This window comes from Paracoccus sp. S-4012, from assembly GCF_009674885.1.
Classification (GTDB): Bacteria; Pseudomonadota; Alphaproteobacteria; order Rhodobacterales; family Rhodobacteraceae; genus Paracoccus.
Window position 1 is genome coordinate 1 of record NZ_WKKA01000023.1, and the last position, 24,092, is coordinate 24,092.

The window sequence follows — 24,092 nt, forward strand, 5'->3', positions numbered from 1 at the left end:
TCGACAGCCTGGCCGATGCGCGCCGCAAGCTGGCGCTGTGGCGCTACGACTACAACCATGTCAGGCCGCATTCCTCGCTCGGCGGAATGGCCCCGTCACAAGCGCGCCGGGCACTTGAGTAATCCGTGAGCTCCGCGCCCGGCGCGCTTGCCCAACCCGAAACCGACCAATACCGAGTCCAAGGACTCTCGTCATGATCGAGGGACGCCGGGGGGGCAGGTCAGCCGTCGGAGAAAAAGGCCTCCTGAGACCCCGCGAGTTCCGCCTGGTCCCGGCCCGGTTCAGCGCGGTGCGGTGCCGGAGGACTGTTTTCGGCAGGACCGACACGGCCGTTGGACCGGGCATCGAACTGGGAATATCCGTTGGCCGCTGCCGCCAGCACGGCGCTGCCATCCAGCGCCGGCATCGGCACACGCGTGACCTGCAGGGCGTCGCCGGTGCGTCGGGCCGCGACATAGAGCTCGATCAGCAGGCGCAGATCAGGACGGTGTTCCGGTCGGACATCGACCTCCATGCGGACGAGGCCCGCGTGTCTCTTGCGCTCCCGAGAGCGCTGGTTCGCGTCCCGCCGCCGATTCTTGGCGGCCAACCCATATCGGGCGAGGCTCTCCTTCTCCTGCCGGAAAAGGCTGTTCCAGATCAGCTTGTCATCGTCCAATTCGAAATCCCTCGTGCCACTCCTCCTGACATCAGCAGCGGACGCCCGGATCGCCAGCCTTGATCCGGCGATATCCACAGTCTCGCGCCGGCTGCACGCCATGTCGGCCCGGTCGTAGCTCGTCCGGGCTGCACAACGAGCAGCACGGGCAGGGTGGAGGTGAGACCTGTGGGGGTTGCCTGGATATCCCGCGTGCTGGTCAGCGTTCCCGACAGTGGAGGGCCTGACGGAGTGACTTCGGAAGATGTTCCGGGGCGTCTCCGGAGGCCTGTGACAGCAAGTCTCCGCGACTGGTCACCAGAAAACGCGAGAGGCCGAGAGGGGGGCGATCTCGCCGGTTTGGTTTTTTCATCGGAACGTCGGAGCCTCTGAGGGCCGAGGCAATCGAGCCGGGCGTGAAAACGTGGAACAGATGGCACGGCCGAGGAAGAACCCAGAAGAGAAGCGCCAGCGATGGGCGGTCCTGAACGTGACCGGCGTCGAGCGGCGCGCGATCGAGAATGCTGCCGCTGCAGGCGCGCCAGCCCGTCAACCGGTTCATCCTCGCCCGCACGCTTTCCGGTGCCTCCGTGGTCCGCGCCGATTGGCAGCAGAACGTCGCCAGGCTGGGCATCGCGCTCGGGCTGCTCGAGGAGATCGCCGCCGAGGTCAGGATGCAGGCGGCTCCCATGGATGCGCTGCACATCGCGCTTGAGTTGCGCCGCGTCGAGGCGGCGCTGATGGAACCGACGCTGTCCTCCTCGGCCGACGCGGTCAGCTCGAAATGCTGATATCGTTCTCGCAGCATACCGGCGCCGGGGAGGGGGCGGAGGCCGGTCGAGCTCTGACGGACTATATGGACGCGCCCGGGGTCGTGAAGAGTTCCCCGGCCGCTGCTCGCCTTCTCGTGGCTCGCGACCCTGTTCCCGAGATCCTGCTGGGACGCGCTGACCTGCTGCGCGCGTCGATCCGCAGCCTCGCGTTCGTTCATCGCTACAGCTCGGCGGTGATGTCATTCGCCCGCGACGACATCGACATCGTTGCGTTCAACGCGGGTGCCCCTGAGCTCCGCTGGCAGGTCGATGTTGCGCTCCGCCTCCTCTTCATGGTGGCGTTTGCCGGGATCCCCGAACATCGCCGGCCGCCGGCCTATGTCACAACGCACACCCATACCGGCCGGCTCGAGGTGAACCTTGCCGTTTCGCGCGGCCTTCTGATGCCCCGAGGCGCCCTCCGCAGCATCAACCCGCATCCGCCGCGGCGCGGGAGCGCCGAGCTCTGGGCGACGCTGCAGGACGCTCTGAATTATCGCTTCAACTGGGCCGACACCGGTGATCCGTCGCGGGCTCGCCAGCTAATCCTGCCAGACTGGGAGCTGAAGCATGCAGCTGAGGCGGCACGCGCCGGACGTCCTCCCCAGCCGGACATCCGGCACGTGTTCCATGAGCGGGTCCAGAGGATGATCGGCGACACGGCCATCGGCAGCCGCGAAGCGCTGCTCGAGATCCTTGCCGAGAAGCGCACCGAGCTTGGGTTCTCCGTTGTCCGGACCTCCAGGCGCGCGATCACGGTTGCCCCACCGGGCGTTGGTCCGGAGCATCATGTCCGACTCGAGGGACCGCTCTATGGCGCGACCCCCGGTCCGGCCTTCTTCGAACCGGGTGCGCGGGGCATCGACCGGCTGAGGGCCGAGGGGGTTGGTAAGGCACTGGACGAAGCCGGCGTTGAACTACGAGACCTTGTTTGGATACACGAGAGCTACTCGGTTAAAGCGTTGCGGGACGGCGATATCCCTGTTCTTCGTGGGACCTTCGTAGAGCTTGATGGCAATGGACTTCTCTACACCAATGGCAGCATCCCGTATTATGGCACATACCCAGGCCTCTATGTCCCGAATCCTCTATGGCTATGTCCGCACCCGCAAAGTGAAAGCACTATCGAACGAATCGCAAGTGAGGTTTTCAGTCTCACCAAGGTCAACTGGAACTCGACCCAGATGAATCATCGGCTTCCAATCCCCATACGTGCAGCACGGAAGGTTGGCGATGTTCTGAAATACCTACCCCCAGGTCAGAAGGTGAGCAGCGACTATCGCAAATATACTTGAATTCAAGACAAGCGCGCGGACGTGGATTCTGGCGTCTATTGCTGCTGGCGCAGTGCGTAGCGACAGAATAGGGACCGACAGTAGGGTGGATCACCGGCCATGGGTTGCGCGACGGAAAGTGACAGGCGTATGTGCGCTTCGATCCCACGGGCACAAAGCTGCCGCGCGCCGTCAGGCTCCGGTTCTGGGAAGCTGCGGCGCGGCACCGCCGCCAGTCCAGTCGTCTGATCAGGCATTTCGCGCCGCTAACGTGGTGCGGAGTGCCTGAGCGTTCAAGGTGCCGGCCTTGAGGGAGTGGACATTCGAGTGCTGCGCAGGGTCGGCGTGCGCCCTGCGGGGCTCAGGCGTAGGCTCCCATAGCCAGGCGATCGAGGTAGTCGTGAAGAGCAGCGCTCTCTTCGGCCTCGACGAGATCCTTTCCGGTTCGGCAGCCCGGCGCCGCGATAGGCATAGATCGATACCAAGCGAGAGCGCGAACATCGCCTCCAGCCCAAGCCCGCACCCGGCCCAGGATCGCGATTGCCTCACGCTCGCGGCTCGTCGTTGTGGCAGCTCGGCGCCGCTTGGCCTGATTGATCGCTGCCTTGGCCGCGGCGACCCGCTCGGCCATCTTGGACTTGGTCAGCTTCCGCGCTCGGGCGAGTTGATCGGGGTCGAGATTGCCGGAAGGATCGATGAATTATGCGGGGCAGTCACGGCCCAGCGCATTCGAGCGCAGAGCGCGTCGGCCGGCGGCATTTCGCCGATGGACATACAGCGTCTCTGCGCTTCTGCGGATCATGGTCATCTCCGAGGGGTGCAGACAGAATGTCCCAAGGGGGCATCCGCCTCAAGCACCGAGTGCCAGGCTGCCGGGCGCCGTCAGCCCGTGGACTTCCGTAAAAGCGGCCGCAGCCGCCCACCGGCCAACCGGAAATGCTCACCAACCCCTATGTTCGAGAGCTCGAAGAAACGAGGCCCGACGGCCTTAAGCCGGCTAAGCGGCCCGGACCCTGGTCTGACAGCACCTTGTGTGCGGCTGCGTGAATGGCAAAACCAGCAGTTGAACGCGACGGCACCTCCTTGCATAGTGATTTGGTATCATCGGCAGGGGAGCCGCGAAATGGCGCAGTTCAGAAGCGGGATTTCCCGCCGGAATGTGTTGATCGGCGGCGTGGCCGGCGGACTGCTCGCCACGCAGAAGGCAGCTGCGGCATCCTATCTGATGCGGCCGCATCTTCATGCGGCGGGGCATGGCGACGGCTGCATCGTGTGCGGCGCCGCACGGGCCGCGCAGTATTCGGACGCGGTGGTGCGCAAGCCGCAGCCGCTCGGAGCTCAGCTGCTGCGGGTTCAGGCGGGCGCTCCGCCGCGCGCGAGCGGTGACGAGGGCCCCGGCGGCTCGTCCCGGGTGCTCGTGGTCCGCCCGAGCTGGGTCATGGTTCCCAGGGACGACACGGTCGATGTCCTGTCGGATCACGATGTGGTCGTTCGCGACGACAGGATCGAGGAGGTGCGCCCGCGCCGGGCGAGCTCCGATCTGGCTCTGGACGCGCCCGGACAGTTCCTCGTTCCTGGCTTCATCTCCGGCCATTCCCATGCCGCCGCCGCCTCGCTGACGCGCGGATGGATCGAGGAGAACTCGCGGATCGACCGGTCCGGCCCCTCGCGGAGCTATTTCGCGGCGATGGATCTGATCGACACGCTGGATGACGAGGAACTCGACGATCTCACCGCGCTGAACCTGGCCGAGATGGTGCGCAGCGGCTGCACGACCCAGGTCGAGATGTCGCTGAGCCTCAAGCAGGTGCAGTCCTACGTGCGCGTGGCGCAACGGTTTGGCCTTCGGGGTTTTGCCTCCGGCATGGTGCCGGGGATGACGCGGCTCGGGCCGATCTGGAACCGGCCGCTCGAGACACCGGAGGTCCTCGAAGCGGCGGACCCCGCAACGATCGCCGAGATCGCGGCGAACCTCGACTACGCGCGCGCGGTTCACGGCTCGGCCGACGGCCGCATCCAGATGATGATGGCCTGCGGCGTCACGCCGGCCTTCACGCGGGCCTCCATGCAGGCGCTGCTGGACGCGGCGGTCGAGCTCGGCACCGGAACCCATGTGCACATCCAGGCCGGCGGCAACCCGCATCATAACGCGCTGATCCATCAATACTGGGACATGCGCGAGATGGAGGTGATCGAGGCGACGCTGATGTCGCAGAAGGTCTTCGGCGCCCATTGCATCGGCCTGGAGGACATCGCGAAGGATCTGGCGATCATGGCCGATCCGAACTTCACCTTCGTGCATTGCCCTTCGGCAGGCGGAGCCGGCGTCTCGCCGTCCTCCCAGGTGTTCCCCGAGGCGCTGGCGGCCGGGGTGAACACCTCGATCGGCTACGACACCCATTCCAACGACTATGTCGAGAACCTGAAGCTTGCAACGATGCAGGGCCGCGCGCGGGCGCAGCTGCTCCACAAGACGAGCCCGGTGCCGATGAAGGAGCCGACGATCTGGGACGCCCTGGAGAGTGCGACCCTCGCGGGAGCCCGCGGCCTCGGTCGGCCCGACCTCGGCCGGATCGAGGCCGGCGCCAGGGCCGACATGACGCTGATCGACGTGACCGGCCTGCTGATCGGCAACGGCGGCCTGCCGCGCGAGCCGTGGAACAACCTCCTCTATGCCAATGGCCTGTCGGTCTCCAACGTCATGGTGGATGGCCAGTGGAAGGTGCGCAACGGCAACTTGGTCTTCGCAGATGCGGCCGCACTTCAGGCCCGTGGCGCGGCCGCGAGCCAGAAGATTTGGGACCGGCTCGAAGCCGAGGGCCATTTCGCGCCCATGCCGCGCCGCTGAACGGCCAGGTCCCCGGCCGCTCCCGGGGAAGGCGCCGCGCCATCGACGATGCCACCAGGAGGGTTTCGCCTTGACGATCGACCGAAGACGTTTCCTGACCTCGACCGGGACTGCCCTTGTTGCGGGTGCGATGACCGGCCAGCACGCCTGGTCGCAGCAGTCGGCGCCTGCGACCGGCGAGGACTTCGTCATCGAGACGGTAACGGGCCCGCTCGACCCGGCCGAGGTGGACTGGGCGCTGGCGCATGAGCACCTGCATGGCGATTTTTCCGGCTCGAACCCGAGGATGTGGCGCTCGCTTCCGGAGGGGGAGGAGGAGCCGGTCTATGGGGATCTGGACTGGACCGTCGTTACTGGCGCCGCGATCAATGCGGTCAACGAGGTCAAGGCCTACGGCGTCAACCTGATCGTCGACTATTCCCCCTCCGGCGTCGGGCGGAATTCCCGGATGCTTCGCGAAGTCTCCCGCCGGACGGGCGTCGCCATCGTTGCGGCGAGCGGCCTCTATCGCACCGCATGGGGGATTCCGGCGGAACTCGCCGACTACGATTCCGACCAGCTGGCGGCTCATTTCGTTAGGGAGCTGACACAGGGCACCGAGGGCACGAGTATCCGCGCGGGCTTCATCAAGCTGTCGGTGGGAAATGACGGGCCGCTGCCCCATGACGAGGTCGTTTATCGCGGCGCCGCCCGTGCGAGCAACGAGACCGGATCGACGATCGGCATCCACGCCATCATGCCGGACGCGTTCAGGGCCGCCGCTCGGATTCTCGAAGACGAGCAGCTTGATTTCAGCCGCTTCATCTGGGCGCATGCCGGACGCGACGGAACCGTGGACTTCGAGGTCTTCCGCGAGTTCGCGGATCGCGGCGTCTACATCTCGTTCGACGGCGTGACGCATCGCGGCACGCCAACGGACGAGCAGCTGCTCGATCTGATCGGGCAGTTCCTCGAGGCCGATCTCGGCCACAGGATCCTGATCTCGGCCGACGCGACGATCGCGGCGCATCCGCCGGCGGCTCAGTATGCCAGCGACATTCGGTATCCTTATCGCTTCTTCAAGCCGCAGCTCGAGGAGCGCCACGGCGGTGAGGTCGCGCGGATGATCCTGCGGGACAACGTGGTCCAGGCCTACCGGCGCGGCGACAGGATCGGGTGAAAGGGTCAAAGCGGTGGTGCGGCAACAATGAGCGGCCGCATTGATTGAACCGAACTGCAACACGCTGATGTTCCCCGCCGTCCGCCGGAGCGGAGGCTTGCCTTTCTCGGAACTCCGGCCCTGCGGTTTGCAGCATCTCACGCCGTCATCGCGTGGATGCCGCTGGTAGCTACACGGAGATCGAGATGATCGACATGGAAGGCAAAGTGGTCCTGATCACCGGCGCGAGCCGCGGTATCGGTGCCGCCGCCGTGCGCGTCTTTGCCGAAGCAGGGGCACTCGTCGGGCTGATGGCGCGAGACGAGGCCGCCGTGACGGCCCTCGCCGCCGAGGTCGGTGGCCTCGCTCTCGCCGGCGACGTCGCCCGGTCAGCCGACATGGAGCGGGCGGTGGCGTCGCTGCTCGAGCGCTCGGAACGGCTCGACGTTCTGGTGAACAATGCCGGCGTGATAGGTCCGATCGCGGATTTCGCCGCGGCCGATCCCGACGAGTGGAGCCAGGCGATCGACATCAACCTCAAGGGCGTCTTCCACGGGATGCGCGCCGCGGTGCCGGTGATGACGGCCCGTGGGGGCGGGACGATCCTGACGGTCGGATCCGGGGCCGCCCACGCCCCGATGCAGGGCTGGAGCGCCTATTGCGCCAGCAAGGCCGGCGCGCTCATGCTGACCCGGGCGCTAGACCTCGAGGTACGTGCCGCGGGCATCCGCGCCATCAGCCTGTCGCCGGGCACCGTGGCGACCGAAATGCAGGACAGGATCCGGCGCAGCGGGATCAATCCCGTCAGCCAGCTTTCCTGGTCGACGCATGTTCCGCCCGACTGGCCGGCGCGGGCGCTGCTGTGGCTCTGCGGTCCGGACGGGGACGCCTATCTGGGCGACGAAGTCTCGCTGCGCGACGAGTCGGTCCGACGGCGCGTGGGGCTTGCTGGCTGAAAAAATGCAGCGTGGCGATCCAATGGTGTTCGCGCCGCATCTGCAAGAGCCCCCATCGCGGCGCTCAGAGCTTCGGGCTCGGTATCGCTCCCGTCTCGTAAGCGCCTCGCCGATCCCCTCCTGCGCGCCGAAGAGAACGCCCGTCTTCGGGCCCGGCTCGCCGAAACCGAGGCGGCGCTGGCGGATGCACAGGACGCTCAGCCGCGACTGGAGAGCATCGTCAGCGAGCTGCGGCGGGAGACGTTCGTTCGTGCGTCCGAGAAGCTCGATCCCGAACAGTTCAACCTGCCGCTCGAGGACGTGGAGATCGCCCAGGGGGTGATCGAGGCGGTCCAGGAGAGGGTGCGGCGAGCCTTGAACGGCGCGACCGACCGCCCGGAGCGCAGGCCCATGCGGAACCGCGGCCACCTGCCGAAGCACCTGCCCAGGATCGAGCGGGTGTTCGAGCCGGGGAGCATGCTCTGCCCGTGTGGCTGCGGCGAGATGACGAAGATCGGAGAAGATGTCTCCGAGCGTCTGGACATCGTGCCGGCGCAGCTCCGCGTGCTGGTCACGCGCCGCCCGCGATACGCCTGCCGTCGCTGCTCCGGCGCCGTGGTGCAGGCCCATGCCCCCGAGCACGTGGTGCCGGGCGGCCTGCTGGCCGAGGCCCTGATCGCCCAGGTCATCGTCTCCAAGTTCGGGGACCACATGCCGTTCTACCGGCAGGCCGGGATCTACAGGCGACAGGGGATCGCTCTCGACCGGGCGACGCTCGGCAACCGGGTCGGCCGGGTCTGCTCCCACCTCCGCGCCGGGATCGACACCGTCTTCGTGGATTTCCGCGACAATCCGACCGAGAACACGGTCCCGAGCATCCAGCTCCTCGGGCGCATCCTCGACGAACGCGACAATGCCGACGAGTTCACCGATTTCTACAACGAGCAGATGCATATGATCGACTCGCGTGTGGCTTCCATCCCGATCGCGAACGCCCGGTGGTCTTCATCGAGCAGGCCGCCGGCTACAACCCCGACGCGGCCTGCTGCCGGACGTTCGGGGCCACCAACCTCGGCCGCCTGGTCGATTTGGCAGGCGGGGGGAACTGGGGCAGCTCGCGCGTGCCGGGCGTCGGCAGCGAGGTCAGCTTCGAGTCGATCCTCACCGACGATCCGCCGATCGTGATCGGGACGGGAGCCAACTGGTCCGAGAGTAATCCGGCGACCACGGCGTTTCTGTTCGGCTACGAGGCGGCGCCCGCGGCGGTGCAGGAGCGGCTCGCCGCGCTCGCGAGCGGACATGGCCGCGGTCAGGAACGGCGATTTCCACTCGATCTATCACCAGTTCTACACCAGCCCCTACCACTTCGTGGCCATGCAGGCCTTCGCCAATTGGATCCATCCGGATCTCTTCGCCGACCTCGATCCCGAGGCGACGATGCGTGAGCTGCACGAGCGCTTCCTGCCGACCGACTATTCGGGCGTGTTCTGGGGCACCCTCGAGCCCACCAGCTGACGCGAACCGGTCCGCCGCCTCAACGCGGCGGGCTTTCCATATGCAGGAGTGGTTATGGCGACTGTGACCGACGGCGTGCCACGGGCGACCGGCTATGCCGCACTTACCGCCCGCCGCTATCTCGCATTGGGCATCGCCGCGGCGCTGCTGCTGGTCAGCCTTGCCGTCGATGTCGGCACTGGGCCCGGCGGGTATCCGCTTTCGACGATCCTCCAGACGCTCGCCGACCCTGAGGTGCATGGGCCGAAGCTGCGGGTGATCGTCTGGGACTACCGTCTGCCGGTGGCACTCACGGCGGTGATCGTGGGCGCGCTGCTCGCCATCGGCGGCGCGCTGATGCAGACGATCCTGAACAACCCGCTGGCCGAGCCCTTCACGCTGGGCGTCTCGTCGGCGGCCAGTTTCGGCGCCTCGCTGGCGATCGTCCTTGGCTTCGGTCTGGTGCCGGTGGCCGGCACCCTGCTGGTCACGATGCACGCCTTCCTCTTCGCGCTGCTGACCTGTGGGCTGATCCTGCTGGCGACGCGCCTCAAGGGCGTCGGCTCCGAGACGATGATCCTGTTGGGCATCGCCACCTTCTTCACCTTCTCGGCGCTGCTGGCGCTGATGCAATACATGGCGTCCGAGAACCAGATCGCGCAGATCGTCTTCTGGATGATGGGCTCGCTGGGCCGGGCGAGCTGGGAGAAGATCGCGCTCGGCGCCGCGTTGCTGGCCGTCGTCATGCCCTTTGCGCTGGTCCGCACCTGGCAGCTCACGGCGCTCAGGATGGGTGAGGAGGCGGCGCGCAGCATGGGCGTCGATGTCGCGCGCGTGCGGGTCGAGATGCTGATCGTCATCTCGCTGGTGGCCGCGACCGCGGTGGCTTTCGTCGGCACCGTGGGCTTCGTCGGCCTTGTCGGTCCGCATATCGCGCGGCTGATCGTGGGCGAGGATCAACGCTTCTTCCTGCCGCTCTCGGCGCTGATCGGGGCGATCGTGCTGTCGCTGACCTCGATCCTGTCGAAGTCGATCACGCCGGGACTGATCTATCCCATCGGCATCATCACCTCGCTGATCGGGGTGCCCATCTTCGTCTCGATCATCCTCTCCACCCACCGGGAGCGTCTGCAATGACCCTGACCATCGAGAATCTCCATGCTGGCTACGGTCGACTGCCCGTGCTGCACGGCATCAACCTGGGACCGATCGCCCCCGGTCAGTTCGTCGGCGTGATCGGTCCGAACGCCTCGGGGAAATCGACGCTGTTCCGCACCATTGCCGGGCTGCAGCGGCCCATGTCGGGCCGGGTCAAGTTGGGGGCGGACGATCTGGGCGGCCTCTGCCGGCAACTGCGCGGGCGGCGGGTTGCCTACATGCCGCAGGCCTTCGGCTGCAACGCCGTCCTGACCGTGTTCGAGAGCGTGCTGCTGGCCCGCAAGCAGATGACCGGCTGGCGCGTGGACGCACGCGACTTGCACGAGGTCGCGCGCACGCTGGCGGCGCTGCGGCTGTCGCACCTGGCCGACCGCGGCATCGCGCAGCTCAGCGGCGGGCAGGCGCAGATGGTGGCCGGGCACAGGTGCTGGTGCGCGATCCAGCCGTCGTGCTGCTGGACGAGCCGACCAGCGCGCTCGACCTGCACCACCAGCTTTCGACCCTCGGCTCTATCCGGCGCGAGATGCAGGCCCGTGGCTGCATCGTGATGGCGGCGCTGCACGACCTGAACCTTGCGGCCGAGTTCTGCGATTGGCTGGTTCTGATCCGTGAGGGCCGCGTCCTCGCCGACGGTCCGCCGGCGGACATCCTCGCGCGACCTGAGATCGGGCAGACCTACCGCGTCGAGACTGCGCTTGAGCGCACCCGACGCGGCTCGCTCTATGTCGATGCCAGGCTGGAAGAAACAGCATGAACGCGCCCCGCCGGAACTTCACGTTGAAAGACGAGATCCGCGACTACTGGTCCGACCGCGCCGCGACCTTCGACGAGTCGGCCTCGCACCGGATCGAGGATCGCCATGGCATGCCGGAATGGCACAGGCTGGTCCGCGGGACTCTGGGTGTTGACCGCCAGGGCCGCCTCGAAGGCTGGCGCGCGCTCGACATTGCCTGCGGCACCGGCGAGATCAGCCGGGTGCTGACCGGCCTCGGGGCGGCGGTTACGGGGGTGGATTTCTCCGAAACGATGCTGGCCATCGCCCGCGGCAAGCTCGCCGATTGTAACTGGCAGGGGTTCCTTGCCGACGCCGAGGCACTGCATCCCTTGGCTGACGGAACCTTCGACGTGGCCGTAACAAGGCACCTCGCATGGACGCTAACAGATCCCAGGGCCGCCTACGGCGAATGGCGGCGGGTGCTGAAGCCTGGCGGGCGGCTGCTGGTCGTGGACGGCAACTGGTCCGGCACCGCGAACGGCAGTCTGCGCCTGCGCCGCTGGCTTGCCGACCGCATCGACCCTGCCGGCGCAAGATCGCCCGATATCCGCAACCGCCACGCCGATATCCTCGCGCGGCTCCCCTATCCCGACGGGCTGACGCAGGAGCGCCTGACGGCGGACCTGCAAGCCGCCGGGTTTGCGCAAGTCCGCCGCGTGCCGGTGCATCGGCTCTACCGGCAAGGCATGCGCGGCGCGCGGTTGGCCGAACGGCTCAGGCAGACGTCGCGGCACAGGTTCGCCGTGGTCGCGACGTGAGGGGTGACGACACCAATCAAGATCGAGGCGGTGAGCCGTTGTCGGACAGCACCTCGACGACCGCGGATGAACTCTCGCCATCGCTCGCGCGACAGATACGGAAGCGTCCATCGGTGTCGTCCTCGACGTGTAAGTAGTGGTTCCCCGGCCAGGACGTGAAGGGCGGCCCGCGGTCGCAGAAGCTTCAGCGCATGCAGGAACCGCCCGTCGCCGATCCACCGTTTCTCCTCGACAAGGATGCGGTGCATGACCGCGATCTGCCCCGCAGGGCCTCAGAACGAACGAAGGGCGATCCGCGCCCAGGTTCGGGTGGCCTCGGCAAGCGTGGGAAAACCGGGTCGCGAGGCCGGATCAGCCGAGCCGCGGGACAGCGGTGCGGGACGGGAAATCCTCGTATCGCTCACGAAGCACAGGCTCACCGGGTTGATCAAGGGCAGCCCGGCCCCTTGCCACGCCTGGAAGCCGCCATCCAGATATTCCGCGGCCCGCCCCTCGGCGCGCATCCAGGCCGCCGCACCCTGGCTGCGCCGATGGCCAGCCCGGCACAGCACCACGGACGAGCCGGAGGGACGCGCTGGCACACCGGCCAGCGCGCGGTCGTCGGCACGGATCGCTCCTGGCAGCAGCCGGGGGGTCGGCAGCAAAGTCTTCATCCGATCGGACGTTCAGAATCACCGGCGCGCGGCCTGTGCCGATCAACCGCTCCAGCTTGTCGGGCGCTATCGCATTGGGTGCCGGCATGGGCGTTCCTCCCAGAGGGACTGATCATGATCGATCTGGAACGCGAACTTCGGCTGGCGCCTCGTGGGGCGGTCGCAGACCCCATGAGGATGAGTTGGAAGCGAGCGGCTGCAGACGTCAAGCCATCACACGTCAGCCCGACATTCGTTGGCGCGAAGGCCGCCGGCTCAGCCAAGGCCGGATCACGCCTTCTACAACAATGCGGCAGCGAACCGTCAGGGAAGACGAAACCACGCCATGACTATTGAGTAAGGGCGCGGTGAATCCTACGGCTAGGACATGATCACGCAGAAGACGAAATACGCGCTGCAGGCGCTGCTGGTGCTGGCCGATGAGGCCGCCGTGCCGCAGCCGAAGGCGCTGACCATCGAGCAGATCGCCACCCGCTCGGGCACGCCCAAGCGGTTCCTCGAGCATATCCTCCTCGAGGTCCGGCGCATGGGCTTCGTCACCTCGATCCGCGGGCGCGCGGGCGGCTACCGGCTCTCGGCGAAGCCGTCCGAGATCCAGATCTCGGCGCTGCTGCGGCAGATCGACGGGCCGATCGCGCCGCTACCCTGCCTGTCGCGGACCGCCTATCAGCGCTGCGCCGACTGCACCGACGAGACGACCTGCCGCATCCGCCGCATCTTCGCCGAGGTGTTCTGGTCCTACCTCGTCATCATCGATTCGCTGACGCTGCAGGACATGCTCGACTCCGGCGCGGTGGCCGACCAGATCCTGAACGCGCCCGAACCGGCCGTCTGAACTCCAGCATTTGCAGGCCCGTTCCCTGAACCGAGCGACCCTCCGCCGCCCGGGTTTAATGTCTATCAACATACCCGTCTTTTCTGTTGCCATAGGCGAGTTGATGTGTCGTCATTAAGGGGCAACGCCGCCTCCGTGCGGCCCGAGCCCAAGGTGACGATCATGTCCACGCTCCCCACCATCCGCCGCCTCCTCGCCGGCGCCGCAGCCGCGGCCCTCGCCCTCGGCGTCGCCGCCGCGCAGGCCGAGACGCTCCTCAACGTCAGCTACGACCCGACCCGCGAGCTATACCGCGAGGTGAACGAGGCCTTCGCCGCCCGCTGGACCGCGGAGGGCCACGAGGCACCGCAGATCGAGGCCAGTCATGGCGGCTCCGGGTCCCAGGCGCGCGCGGTCATCGACGGGCTCAACGCGCAGGTGGTGACGCTGGCCCTTGCCTCCGACATCGACAAGATCGCCGAGGCGGGCAAGCTGCCGGCCGACTGGCAGTCGAAGCTGCCGCACAACTCGTCTCCCTACACCTCCACGATCGTGTTCCTCGTCCGCGAAGGGAACGCCGAAGGCATTCGGGACTGGGGTGATCTGGTGAAGGATGGCGTCGAGGTCATCACGCCGAACCCCAAGACCTCGGGCGGCGCGCGGTGGAACTACCTGGCCGCCTGGGCCTGGGCCGAGAAGAACGGGCAGGACCCGCAGACGTTCGTGGGCGCCCTCTTCCGCAACGTGCCGGTGCTCGACTCGGGCGCGCGCGGCTCGACCACGACCTTCGCGCAGCGCGGCATCGGCGACGTGCTGCTGGCCTGGGAGAACGAGGCCCATCTGGCGCTGAAGGAACTGGGCGAAGATCAGTTCGACATCGTCGTCCCCTCGGTCTCGATCCTCGCCGAGCCCCCGGTGGCCATCGTCGAGGCCAACATCGCCTCCGACGCACAGCGCGAACTGGCGAACGCCTATCTCGACTTCCTCTACGCGCCCGAGGGGCAGGCGCTCGCCTACAAGCACTTCTACCGCGCCTGGGACGCCTCGGCCGCCAACCCCGAGGACGTGGCGCGCTTCCCCAAGCTGGAACTGGTCACGATCGAGGACTTCGGCGGCTGGTCGAAGGCGCAGCCCGAGCATTTCGGCGACGGCGGCATCTTCGACCAGATCTACGTGCCGAGGTGAGCACGGCGATGGGCCGGCCGCTGATCCACCGCTCCCCCATGCCGGGCCTCGGCCTCAGCATGGGGATCACGCTGACCATGCTCTCGCTGGTCGTGCTGCTGCCCATCGGCGCCCTTCTCTGGAGGGGCGCCAGCTTCGGGCCGGGCAACATCTGGGAGGTCGTGAACCGCCCGCGGGTCTGGGCGGCGCTGTTCCTGTCGTTCCGCCTGTCGCTCCTGGCGGCGCTGTTCAACCTCGTCTTCGGCGTTCTGCTGGCCTGGGTGCTGGTCCGCTACCGCTTTCCGGGCCGGCGGCTGCTCGACGCGGCCGTGGACCTGCCCTTCGCCCTGCCGACCGCCGTCGCGGGCATCGCGCTGACGGCCCTCTATGCGCCGAACGGCTTCTTCGGCGCGCCCCTGGCGGCGCTCGGCATCAAGATCGCCTATACGCAATGGGGCATCCTGATCGCGCTGATCTTCGTCGGCCTGCCCTTCGTCACCCGCACCGTGCAGCCGGTGATCGGGGAGATCGACCGCGAGGTCGAGGAGGCTTCGGCCACGCTCGGCGCGCGGCGGCTCTATACGTTGCGCCGCGTCATTGCGCCGATGCTGGCCCCGGCGGCGCTGACGGGCTTCGCGCTCGCCCTTGCGCGGGCGGTGGGGGAATACGGCTCGGTGATCTTCATCGCCGGGAACATCCCGCTGGTCACGGAGATCGCGCCGCTGCTGATCGTGATCCAGCTCGAGGAGTTCAATTACGACGCCGCCACCGCCATCGGCATCGCCATGCTGCTGATCTCCTTCGCGATGCTCATGGCGATCAACCTCATCCAGGTCTGGAGTCGCCGGAGGATCGGCCATGTCTGATGCAACCCTGCCGCTGCCCGCCGTCGTGCGACCCTGCCGCCGTTTCCGCGCGCCGACCGACGAGGCGCCGGCCGCCCGCCGGCTGCTGATCGCGCTCGCCGTGGTCGGGATCGCGGTCCTCGTCCTCGCGCCGCTGATCGTGGTCTTCGCCGAGGCGCTGGCCGACGGGGTGGCGGCGTCCCTCGCGAGCCTGACCAACCGCGACGCCCACTCCGCCATCCGGCTGACGCTGACGGTGGCGGCGATCACGGTGCCGCTGAACGCCGGTTTCGGCATTGCCGCCGCCTGGTTCATCACCAAGTTCGACTTCCGCGGCAAGTCTTTCCTCATCACGCTGATCGACCTGCCCTTCTCGGTCAGCCCGGTGGTTGCGGGCCTCTGCATCGTGCTGACCTTCGGCGCCAACTCCGCCATCGGCGGCTGGCTGGTCGCGCACGGCTTCCCCGTGGTCTTCGCGCTGCCGGGCATCATCCTCGCCACCCTGTTCGTGACCTTCCCGTTCGTCGCGCGCGAGCTGGTCCCGCTGATGGTCGAGCAGGGCCGGGCCGAGGAGGAAGCGGCGCTGACGCTCGGCGCGTCGGGCTGGCGGGTGTTCCGGACCGTGACGCTGCCCAACATCCGCTGGGCGCTGCTCTATGGCGTGCTCCTCTGCAACGCCCGCGCGATGGGCGAGTTCGGGGCGGTCGCGGTCGTCTCGGGCAAGATCCGCGGCCAGACCGCCACCATGCCGATCACGATCGAGATGCTCTACAACGAGTATCTCTCGGTCGCGGCCTTCTCGCTCGCGGCGCTGCTGACGCTGCTGGCCCTCGTCACCCTGCTCATCAAGACCGCGCTCGACATCCGCCACGCCGATGCGCTCGCGGCCACCCCCGCCCATTGAGGGATGCGGACCATGCATATCCAGATCGACGAAATCTCGAAAGCCTTCGGCATGACCGCGGCCCTGCATCCGGTGTCGCTGTCGATCCCCTGCGGCGCGCTCGTGGCGCTGCTCGGGCCCTCCGGCTCGGGCAAGACGACGCTGCTGCGCATCCTCGGCGGGCTCGAGTTCCCGACCTCGGGCCGGGTCCTGTTCGACGGGCAGGACGCCACGGGCATGACGGTGCAGGAGCGGCGTGCGGGCTTCGTATTCCAGTCCTACGCGCTCTTCCGGCACATGACGGTGTTCGATAACATCGCCTACGGCCTCAAGGCCCGCCCCCGCGCGCAGCGCCCGACGAAGGCCGAGATTGCGCGCCGGGTCACGAAGCTCCTCGACCTGATCCAGCTGCCGCATATCGCGGGCCGCTATCCGAGCCAGCTCTCCGGCGGCCAGCGTCAGCGAGTGGCCCTCGCCCGCGCGCTCGCCATCGAGCCGCGGATGCTGCTTCTGGACGAGCCCTTCGGCGCGCTCGACGCCAAGGTCCGCAAGGAATTGCGGCAGGGGCTGCGGGAGATCCATGACGAGACCGGGCTGACCACGGTCTTCGTGACCCATGACCAGGACGAGGCGATGGAGCTTGCCGACCTCGTGGTGGTCATGTCGATGGGCTGTATCGAGCAGATCGGGAAACCGAAGGACATCCGCGGGCAGCCTGCGACGCCTTTCGTGCGCGAGTTCATCGGCGCGTAAGCATGCGGATCGTCGCCGAGCGCTGGCCTGCGCCGCTCGCGCCGCAACACCGTTGCGCGTCTACGGATACCCCGAATGCCAGGCCCTTCTTGAGCTGATCACTGGCAAGCCTGCGCGCGGGGGCGGGAAACTGCCGCGCGCGGTCAGCGTCCACTTCTGGGAAGCTGCGGCGCGACACCGTCGCCAGCCCGCGGTCTGGTTCGGGCCGGGCCGGTCGGAGCGGCTACAGGTCGATCCCCTCCGAGAGCGACAGCGCATCGTCGATGTCGACGCCAAGGTAGCGAACCGTGCTGTCCATCTTCGTGTGTCCCAGCAGCAGCTGGACCGCACGGAGGTTCCCTGTTTTCTTGTAGACCTGCGCCACCTTGGTCCGGCGCATGGAATGCCTGCCGTAAGCGCTCGGCTCCAGGCTAACCGACGAGACCCAGCCCCTTACGATCCTGGCATACTGCCGGGTTAAAGGTGCGGGCTGCCATGGATCCGGCTCGGCCAAAGGAACTCGAGGCCGATCATTTCGGGGTCGCGGATCCAGCGCTCGAGGGACAGCCTCGTGGACTCGGTGATCTCGAACCGGACCGGCTTGCCCGTTTTGCTCTGAGCGTCGACCCGCGTTCCTTCACACGCCCGGCAACGAAGACATCGCGTACGCGGAGGCCTTACCAGGTCGAAACCGCGGAGTTTGCTATCGACGGCCATGTTGAACAGCGCGAGGTCACACGCGTTGCCGCCCATTTCGAGGCGGACCCTGATGGCGCAAGCCGTCTGTTTGGTGGTGGGGCATGGTAGCTACGGCATCACGCCAAAGCGGACACGCGCTCATTCCGAAGCGTCCTCTGACCCTCCTAGCTGATGTTCGTTAGGGAATCTTCCAAAGATTTCGACTGCGGCCTTGGACAAATTCGTCTTGAGTGCTGAAGCCGCTCTGGCGAAGCCGCCAAGATTGTCGTTATTCAGGCTCCTGGGCAAGACGGACCGCAAGCGAGATGCCGGCATCTCGCCGGGGCTGACGGGAGGAACATGAATGTGCGGCAAAACCCTGTTCATCACGGCGCGTCCGGCGATATCGGCGCTGCTCCCGCCCGGCTGGCGGTCTCGAGAGGCCGGCGGGTGGGACTGTTCGCCAGACGTGCGGATCGGCTCAGGACGCTCGTCGATCAGTTGGGAACGGGCAATGCGATCTCGGTGCCGGGCGACGTGACGCAGTTCTCCGATCAGCAGGCGGCGCTGGAGCGCATGGCCGAGGCATTCGGCGGCCTCGATGCAGCCTTCGCCAATGCGGGTCGTGGCCTCGACGCCCCAGGCACCGAGGGCGGCGATGTGGACGATGGCAGGCCATGATCGCTTGCGATCGTCAATCGTTTCGTCAGCGCACGTCCACCCGGTTCGGGCAACTACCGTTTGAGCAGGTGCGTTCATACGAGCAGTGGCGATTCGCTCCAAGTACCCGGTTTGCATGCGAGTGGCACGATTGCTTTGGCTTGGAGGAAAGCTCTTGAATTTGTTGGAAGGCACAAAATTGGTGTCGGGAGATTCGGGCCCACTTATGGGAGATGTCAAGCGCGGATTTTCGGAATCGTGAAATCATACCAGTCGTCGCCAGACGGCCGCAGCAGGGCTCGCGTTCGGGCGACCACCGGCCAGTGCCAGTCTGGCGCCTGGGTAAACCCCGCGGAAGACGTCAGAACATCGGGGATCGGAGCGACGAACCCTGGGCTGATGTTCAAATTGCGATATCGGCAAAGGCAGCGAGCCGTTCAGAAGCCGCTGGCCGTTGACGCCGGTCGGCGCCGCGTTGATCGCCCAACCCGCGCCGCGGCCGGCCTCGGCCAAGCCGAGCCCCGCAGAAAGTCGCTCCGCCGGCCTCACGCCGCGCGAGTATCTCGCATCTACCGGAGCCTGAGAGCCCCCGATGGGTGCCCGGTCTGGATACCCCCTTGACGCAGTCGGCGGGAGGGGCGTCAATGGACCCACATGCCGGGCATGGCCCGGACGGCAGCCGCGCACCGCGCCGCGTTCCCCGGAGGAGGAGGCGGCGCGGGGCGCGTTGCTTTGGGGGTCTCTTTGGCGCAGCGCATCCGGATCGGCCTTCTGCTGTCCCGTTCGGGGAGCTATGCGATCCTGTCGGCCGCCTGCCGCTCGGGCGCGCTGCGGGCCGTCGAGGAGGTCAATGCCGACCCCGCCTTCCCCTTCGCCCTCGACCCGGTCGAGCGGGACCCGGCCGGCGAGTCCGACGCCTACGCGCCTCTTTGCGCCGAACTGGTCAGCCAGGGGGCGCGGCACATCCTGGGCTGCGTCACCTCCTGGAGCCGCAAGGAAGTCATCCCGACGCTGGAGCGTCTGGGCGCCGTGCTGTGGTATCCCTGTCCCTACGAGGGGTTCGAGGCGTCCTCGCAGGTGGTCTATGTCCATGCCTGCCCGAGCCGGCATCTCGTCCCGCTGCTCGCCTGGGCGCTGCCGCGCTTCGGGGCGCGCGGCTACCTGACCGGCTCCAACTACATCTGGGGCTGGGAGGTGAACCGCGTCGCGCGGGACCTGATCCAAGAGGCGGGCGAGACCGTGCTGGGCGAGCGTTACCTGCCGCTCGGCGACTGCGACGCGGGCCGGATGCTGGCCGAGATCCGCGCCACGCGCCCCGGCTTCGTGCTCAACAACCTGGTCGGCGCCTCCTCCTATGCCTTCCTCGCGGCGATGGCGCGGCTGCGTGAGGAGGAGGGGCTGGCGATCCCGGTCCTGTCCTGCAACCTGACCGAATGCGAATTGCCGACGCTGGGGGCGGCGGCCGAAGGGCTGATCGCCGCCGGTCCGTCCTTCGGCGAGGGGAACGGATCGCTGGAGGCTGCCGCCCATGCGGCCGTCCTGAGCCTCGCGCGGCGGATGGCGACGGCCGGGCCGGAGGCACCACTCGACGCGCTGCTCGCCGCCCCGGACGGCGGCGCGCTGGAGATCGACCCGGCCACGCACCACGCCACGCTCCCGGCGCTGGTCGCCCGGGTCGAGGGCGGCGCCTTCCGGGTGCTGGAGCGGCAAGAGGCCCGCCCGCCCGATCCCTATCTCGCGCGCAGGCCGTCCTTCGCCGCCGCGCGGCTGCGGGCCGTGGCGCCATGAGGTCGCTCAGGACTCCGTCGCTCGGCGGCGCGCGCGCGGTTATCCTGCACCGCCCGCACCCCACGGTCGAGGCGCTGACGCGCCAGCTCGCCGCCATCGGGCTGCAGGCCGAGGCTCATTGGCCCGACCTCGGCCCAACGGCGCTTGCCGCCGACTTCGTGTTCTTCGACGTGGACCGCGGCCATGACGCGCAGTTCCCCTGGCCGCCCGGCGCGGCGCCGATGCCGATGGTCGCCCTGATCGGCTCGGAGGCGCCGGGGCGCATCGAATGGGCGCTGTCGATGGGCGCGGACGCACAGATGCTCAAGCCCGTCGGCGATGGTGGCGTGCATGCGGCGCTGCTGATCGCTCACGCCGCCTTTGCTGCGCGGCGGGCGCTCGCCGCCGAGATCGACGGGCTGCGCGCGCGTCTCGCGGGGCGGCGCACCGTGGTGCGCGCCGTCGCGCTGCTGGCGGCCGGGAGCGACGAGGAGGCGGCCTATGCCGAGCTGCGCCGCCGCGCGATGGAGTGGCGCGTGACCATCGAGGAGGCGGCTGCCCGCCTCGTGGCGCAGGGAGGTCCGCTTGTCCGACGTCGCCCTGCCTGAGCCGGCGCGCCGCGGCACGCTCGCGCGGCTGACGCGCCGACCGCTGGCGCTGCTCGGCCTGCTGCTGATCGCCGCCACCGTGTTCGCGGCGGTCTTCGCGCCCTGGCTCACGCCCTATTCGCCATACGAGCAGCATTTCGACGGCCTCACCCTCGAAGGGGCGCCGCTGCCCCCCGGCGGAGGACCGGACGGGGCTTTCGCGCTCGGCACCGATCTGCTGGGCCGCGACCTGTTAACCCGCATCCTGTTCGGGGCGCGGACCTCGCTCGTCATCGGCATCGTGGCGAATGGAATGGCGCTGATCGTTGGCACGCTGGTGGGCGTGACGGCGGGCTATTTCCGCGGCTGGCTCGGCGGGCTCCTGATGCGCTTCACCGATCTGATGATGGCATTCCCGGCGCTCCTGCTCGCCATCTGCCTTGCCGCGATCCTGCAACCTTCGCTCTGGATCGTGGCGCTGGTGATCGCACTGGTGAACTGGGTCCAGGTCGCCCGCGTCCTCTACACCGAGACGACCTCGCTCGCGGAGCGCGACTTCGTGCAGGCCGAGCGTGCCATCGGCGCCGGACACGGCCGAATCCTGTTCCGCCACCTGCTGCCGCATCTGCTGCCGATGATCATCGTCTATGGCACGCTCGGCATCTCGACGACCGTGCTGCTGGAAGCCACGCTGTCGTTCCTCGGCATCGGCGTGCAGCCACCCGATCCGTCCTGGGGCAACATCATCTTCGAGAACCAGACCTACTTTCAGGCCGCGCCCTGGCTCGTGTTCTTCCCCGGCATGGCGATCCTGGCGCTGGCACTGGCATTCAACCTCGTCGGCGACGCGCTGCGGGACGTCCTCGATCCGACCCAGCGGGCGAGGGGCTGAGCGATGGCCCTCTATCTCGCCCGCCGCCTCCTCCAGTCGGTGCTGATCCTGCTCGGGGTCACGCTGATCACCTTCTTCCTGCTCTATGTCCTGCCCGCCGATCCGGTGCGCCAGATCGCCGGCCGCTCGGCCACCGCGCAGACGGTCGAGTCGATCCGCCAGCAGCTCGGCCTCGACCAGCCGTTCTGGGTCCAGTACGCGCGCTATCTCCGGGGCCTGCTGCATCTCGATCTCGGCCGCTCCTATCTGCAGCGCAGCGAGGTCTCCGAGCTGATCTGGGCCCGCCTGCCGCCCACGCTGCTGTTGATGGCCGCCGCCATCGCCTGCGAGGTGGTCATCGGTCTTGTCATGGGGATCTGGGCGGCGCTGCGGCGGGGAACGGCGACCGACACCGCCCTGATGCTCGTGAGCTTCGCGGGCGTCTCGGCGCCGCAGTTCGTGGTGGGGCTGCTGATGCTCTACGTCTTCGGCGTCTGGCTGCGCTGGCTGCCGATCGGCGGCTACGGAACGGCCGCGCATCTGGTCCTGCCGGCGCTCACTCTCGGCCTCCTTGGCGCGGGCTGGTATTCGCGCATGATGCGCTCCTCCATGGTCGAGGTGCTGCGGCAGGACTTCGTCCGCACCGCCCGCGCCAAGGGCCTGACCCGCGCCCGCGTGGTCCTGCGTCACGCACTGCCGAACGCGATCCTGCCCATCGTGGCGATGATCGGGATCGACATCGGCATCTTCATGGGCGGCATCGTCGTGGTCGAGAGCGTGTTCGGCTGGCCCGGCATCGGCCAGCTCGCCTGGCAGGCGATCCAGCGCGTCGACATCCCGATCATCATGGGCGTCACCATCGTCTCGGCGGTGGGGATCATCCTCGGCAACCTCCTGGCCGACATCGTGGCCCCCCTCATCGACCCGCGCATCAAGCTTCGCTGAAGACATCAAACAGGGAGAGAACGAATGAAAAGACTGCTCGCTTCCACCGCGCTGCTTGCCGCCCTCGCGCTGCCCGCGGCGGCCCAGGACGCCGACACCTACCAGCCCGACCCGAACGCCACGCCGGGCGGCTCGATCATCATCACCTACAAGGACGACGTGGCCACCCTCGACCCGGCCATCGGCTACGACTGGCAGAACTGGTCGATGATCAAGTCGCTGTTCGACGGGCTGATGGACTACGTCCCCGGCACCACCGACCTGCGGCCGGGTCTCGCCGAGAGCTTCGAGGTTGCCGAGGACGGTCTCACCTACACCTTCACGCTGCGCGAGGGCGTCACCTTCCACAACGGCCGCGAGATGACGGCCGAGGACGTGAAATACTCGCTCGACCGCGTGACCGACCCCGAGACGCAGTCGCCCGGCGCAGGCTTCTTTGCCGCCGTCGCGGGCTTCGACGCGCAGATGGCGGGCGAGGCCGAGGGCTTGTCGGGCGTCGAGGCCGTGGACCCGCGCACGGTGCGCATCACACTGTCGCGCCCCGACGCGACCTTCCTGCACGTCATGGCGCTCAACTTCTCCTATGTCGTGCCGCGCGAGGCGGTCGAGGAATCCGGGCCCGACTTCGGCCGCAACCCGGTCGGCACAGGTGCCTTCCGCCTCGCCGACTGGACGCTCGGGCAGCGGCTCGTGTTCGAGAAGAACCCCGACTACTGGATCGAGGGCGTGCCCTATCTCGACCAGATCACGATCGAGGTGGGACAGGAGCCGACCGTGGCGCTGCTCCGGCTCCAGAACGGCGAGGTGGACATCCCCGGCGACGGCATTCCGCCGGCGCAGTTCACGCAGGTGATGGCCGATCCTGCCCAGGCCGAGCGCGTCGTGCAGGGCGGCCAACTCCATACCGGCTACGTCACGATGAACGTGACGCAGCCGCCCTTCGACAGCCTGCAGGTCCGGCAGGCCGTCAACATGGCGATCAACAAGGACCGGATCGTGCAGATCATCAACGGCCGCGCGGTGCCTGCCAACCAGCCGCTGCCGCCGTCCATGCCGGGCTACGCCGAGGACTACGAGGGCTATCCCTACGACCCCGAGGCGGCGAGGGCGCTGATCGCCGAGGCGGGCCATGCGGACGGGTTCGCGACCGAGCTCTACGTGATGAACACCGACCCGAACCCGCGCATCGCCCAGGCGATCCAGCAGGACCTCGCAGCGGTGGGCATCGACGCCTCGATCCAGTCGCTCGCGCAGGCCAACGTCATCGAGGCCGGCGGCGCCGGCATCGCGCCGATGATCTGGTCGGGCGGCATGGCGTGGATCGCGGACTTCCCGGACCCCGCCAACTTCTACTACCCGATCCTCGGCTGCGGCGGCGCCGTGGAGGGCGGCTGGAACTGGTCGAAGTACTGCAACGAAGAGCTCGACGCGATGGCGGCCGAGGCCGACGCCATCTCCGACCCCGCGCGGGCCGACGAGCGGCTTGGCATGTGGACCGAGATCTATACCCGCGTGATGGACGACGCCCCTTGGGCGCCCGTCTTCAACGAGGAGCGCTACACGATGCGTTCGCCCCGCATGGGCGGCGCCGACGCGCTCTACGTCGACCCGGTGTCGATCCCGGTCAACTACGACTACGTCTACGTGACCGAGTGAGCGGACAG

Annotated in this window: 24 protein-coding genes and 2 pseudogenes; 23 read left to right on the forward strand and 3 right to left on the reverse strand. The window is 67.9% G+C overall.

Going from position 1 to position 24,092, the window contains the following annotated elements; all coding sequences use genetic code 11:
- Positions 1–119: pseudogene (locus GI374_RS19455) on the forward strand (integrase core domain-containing protein); the annotation flags it as partial.
- 101 nt (positions 120–220) lie between these two features.
- On the opposite strand, the gene GI374_RS17335 reads toward GI374_RS19455, so the two are convergent.
- Entirely contained in the window at positions 221–658 is a 438-nt protein-coding gene (locus GI374_RS17335; protein WP_154338295.1) for a hypothetical protein, read from the reverse strand.
- 500 nt (positions 659–1,158) lie between these two features.
- Here GI374_RS17335 and GI374_RS17340 point away from each other — a divergent pair, with 500 nt between their 5' ends.
- The 11 genes from GI374_RS17340 (at position 1,159) to GI374_RS17385 (ending at position 11,829) form a co-directional block, all read left to right on the forward strand.
- Positions 1,159–1,428, forward strand: coding sequence for a hypothetical protein (locus GI374_RS17340; RefSeq protein ID WP_154338296.1), 270 nt, complete (start codon positions 1,159–1,161; stop codon positions 1,426–1,428).
- Positions 1,422–2,744: a hypothetical protein gene (locus tag GI374_RS19460; RefSeq protein ID WP_229583491.1), complete on the forward strand. Its 1,323-nt coding sequence runs from the start codon at positions 1,422–1,424 to the stop codon at positions 2,742–2,744. Before GI374_RS17340 ends, GI374_RS19460 begins: the two co-directional genes overlap by 7 nt.
- A gap of 379 nt (positions 2,745–3,123) precedes the next feature.
- Positions 3,124–5,571 (forward strand): amidohydrolase family protein, encoded by a 2,448-nt coding sequence (locus GI374_RS19930; RefSeq protein WP_154338297.1) that lies wholly within the window; start codon positions 3,124–3,126, stop codon positions 5,569–5,571.
- A gap of 70 nt (positions 5,572–5,641) precedes the next feature.
- A complete protein-coding gene (locus GI374_RS17355; protein WP_195759974.1) occupies positions 5,642–6,730 on the forward strand; it encodes a hypothetical protein in 1,089 nt (362 codons plus the stop codon).
- Positions 6,731–6,915: 185 nt separating this feature from the next.
- Positions 6,916–7,665: an SDR family oxidoreductase gene (locus GI374_RS17360; RefSeq protein ID WP_154338299.1), complete on the forward strand. Its 750-nt coding sequence runs from the start codon at positions 6,916–6,918 to the stop codon at positions 7,663–7,665.
- Positions 7,666–7,881: 216 nt separating this feature from the next.
- Positions 7,882–8,829 (forward strand): IS66 family transposase zinc-finger binding domain-containing protein, encoded by a 948-nt coding sequence (locus GI374_RS19470; RefSeq protein ID WP_370515448.1) that lies wholly within the window; start codon positions 7,882–7,884, stop codon positions 8,827–8,829.
- Positions 8,830–8,943: 114 nt separating this feature from the next.
- The gene (locus GI374_RS17370) at positions 8,944–9,159 is read left to right on the forward strand and encodes a hypothetical protein (RefSeq protein ID WP_154338300.1); all 216 of its coding nucleotides are present in this window, start codon (positions 8,944–8,946) and stop codon (positions 9,157–9,159) included.
- Positions 9,160–9,213: 54 nt separating this feature from the next.
- Complete coding sequence (locus GI374_RS17375; RefSeq protein WP_154338301.1) at positions 9,214–10,275, forward strand: iron ABC transporter permease; 1,062 nt, start codon at positions 9,214–9,216, stop codon at positions 10,273–10,275.
- Positions 10,272–10,844, forward strand: coding sequence for an ABC transporter ATP-binding protein (locus GI374_RS17380; protein ID WP_229583493.1), 573 nt, complete (start codon positions 10,272–10,274; stop codon positions 10,842–10,844). Before GI374_RS17375 ends, GI374_RS17380 begins: the two co-directional genes overlap by 4 nt.
- Positions 10,844–11,050 (forward strand): hypothetical protein, encoded by a 207-nt coding sequence (locus tag GI374_RS19475; protein WP_229583495.1) that lies wholly within the window; start codon positions 10,844–10,846, stop codon positions 11,048–11,050. The genes GI374_RS17380 and GI374_RS19475 overlap by 1 nt, the downstream gene beginning before the upstream one ends.
- Positions 11,047–11,829: a class I SAM-dependent methyltransferase gene (locus tag GI374_RS17385; protein ID WP_154338302.1), complete on the forward strand. Its 783-nt coding sequence runs from the start codon at positions 11,047–11,049 to the stop codon at positions 11,827–11,829. Before GI374_RS19475 ends, GI374_RS17385 begins: the two co-directional genes overlap by 4 nt.
- A gap of 272 nt (positions 11,830–12,101) precedes the next feature.
- Here the strand turns inward: GI374_RS17385 and GI374_RS19480 are convergent, their stop codons facing one another.
- Positions 12,102–12,482 (reverse strand): hypothetical protein, encoded by a 381-nt coding sequence (locus GI374_RS19480; RefSeq protein WP_229583496.1) that lies wholly within the window; start codon positions 12,480–12,482, stop codon positions 12,102–12,104.
- A 367-nt stretch (positions 12,483–12,849) separates the two neighbouring features.
- Here GI374_RS19480 and GI374_RS17395 point away from each other — a divergent pair, with 367 nt between their 5' ends.
- From GI374_RS17395 to GI374_RS17415, 5 genes are all read left to right on the forward strand, one after another.
- The gene (locus GI374_RS17395) at positions 12,850–13,317 is read left to right on the forward strand and encodes an Rrf2 family transcriptional regulator (RefSeq protein WP_154338303.1); all 468 of its coding nucleotides are present in this window, start codon (positions 12,850–12,852) and stop codon (positions 13,315–13,317) included.
- A 162-nt stretch (positions 13,318–13,479) separates the two neighbouring features.
- Entirely contained in the window at positions 13,480–14,481 is a 1,002-nt protein-coding gene (locus tag GI374_RS17400) for a sulfate ABC transporter substrate-binding protein (protein ID WP_154338304.1), read from the forward strand.
- Positions 14,482–14,489: 8 nt separating this feature from the next.
- Positions 14,490–15,326 carry a sulfate ABC transporter permease subunit CysT gene (gene cysT, locus GI374_RS17405; RefSeq protein ID WP_154338305.1) on the forward strand — a complete coding sequence of 279 codons (837 nt, stop codon included), beginning with the start codon at positions 14,490–14,492 and terminating at the stop codon, positions 15,324–15,326.
- Positions 15,319–16,209, forward strand: coding sequence for a sulfate ABC transporter permease subunit CysW (gene cysW, locus GI374_RS17410; protein WP_154338306.1), 891 nt, complete (start codon positions 15,319–15,321; stop codon positions 16,207–16,209). The genes cysT and cysW overlap by 8 nt, the downstream gene beginning before the upstream one ends.
- A gap of 12 nt (positions 16,210–16,221) precedes the next feature.
- Complete coding sequence (locus GI374_RS17415; RefSeq protein WP_154338307.1) at positions 16,222–16,941, forward strand: sulfate/molybdate ABC transporter ATP-binding protein; 720 nt, start codon at positions 16,222–16,224, stop codon at positions 16,939–16,941.
- 223 nt (positions 16,942–17,164) lie between these two features.
- Here GI374_RS17415 and GI374_RS19935 read toward each other — a convergent pair.
- Positions 17,165–17,673: pseudogene (locus tag GI374_RS19935) on the reverse strand (tyrosine-type recombinase/integrase).
- Positions 17,674–17,958: 285 nt separating this feature from the next.
- Here GI374_RS19935 and GI374_RS17425 point away from each other — a divergent pair.
- The 6 genes from GI374_RS17425 to GI374_RS17450 all read left to right on the forward strand — a co-directional run bounded on the left by GI374_RS17425 (position 17,959) and on the right by GI374_RS17450 (position 24,084).
- Positions 17,959–18,279 (forward strand): SDR family oxidoreductase, encoded by a 321-nt coding sequence (locus GI374_RS17425; RefSeq protein WP_154338308.1) that lies wholly within the window; start codon positions 17,959–17,961, stop codon positions 18,277–18,279.
- Positions 18,280–19,002: 723 nt separating this feature from the next.
- Positions 19,003–20,046 (forward strand): transporter substrate-binding protein, encoded by a 1,044-nt coding sequence (locus tag GI374_RS17430; RefSeq protein WP_154338309.1) that lies wholly within the window; start codon positions 19,003–19,005, stop codon positions 20,044–20,046.
- On the forward strand, positions 20,043–20,633 hold the full coding sequence (locus GI374_RS17435) for an ANTAR domain-containing response regulator (protein ID WP_154338310.1): 591 nt from the start codon (positions 20,043–20,045) through the stop codon (positions 20,631–20,633). Before GI374_RS17430 ends, GI374_RS17435 begins: the two co-directional genes overlap by 4 nt.
- A complete protein-coding gene (locus GI374_RS17440) occupies positions 20,611–21,504 on the forward strand; it encodes an ABC transporter permease (RefSeq protein ID WP_154338311.1) in 894 nt (297 codons plus the stop codon). The genes GI374_RS17435 and GI374_RS17440 overlap by 23 nt, the downstream gene beginning before the upstream one ends.
- Before the next feature lie 3 nt (positions 21,505–21,507).
- Entirely contained in the window at positions 21,508–22,428 is a 921-nt protein-coding gene (locus GI374_RS17445; RefSeq protein WP_154338312.1) for an ABC transporter permease, read from the forward strand.
- Positions 22,429–22,452: 24 nt separating this feature from the next.
- Positions 22,453–24,084: an ABC transporter substrate-binding protein gene (locus tag GI374_RS17450; RefSeq protein ID WP_154338313.1), complete on the forward strand. Its 1,632-nt coding sequence runs from the start codon at positions 22,453–22,455 to the stop codon at positions 24,082–24,084.
- Positions 24,085–24,092: the final 8 nt, after the last annotated feature.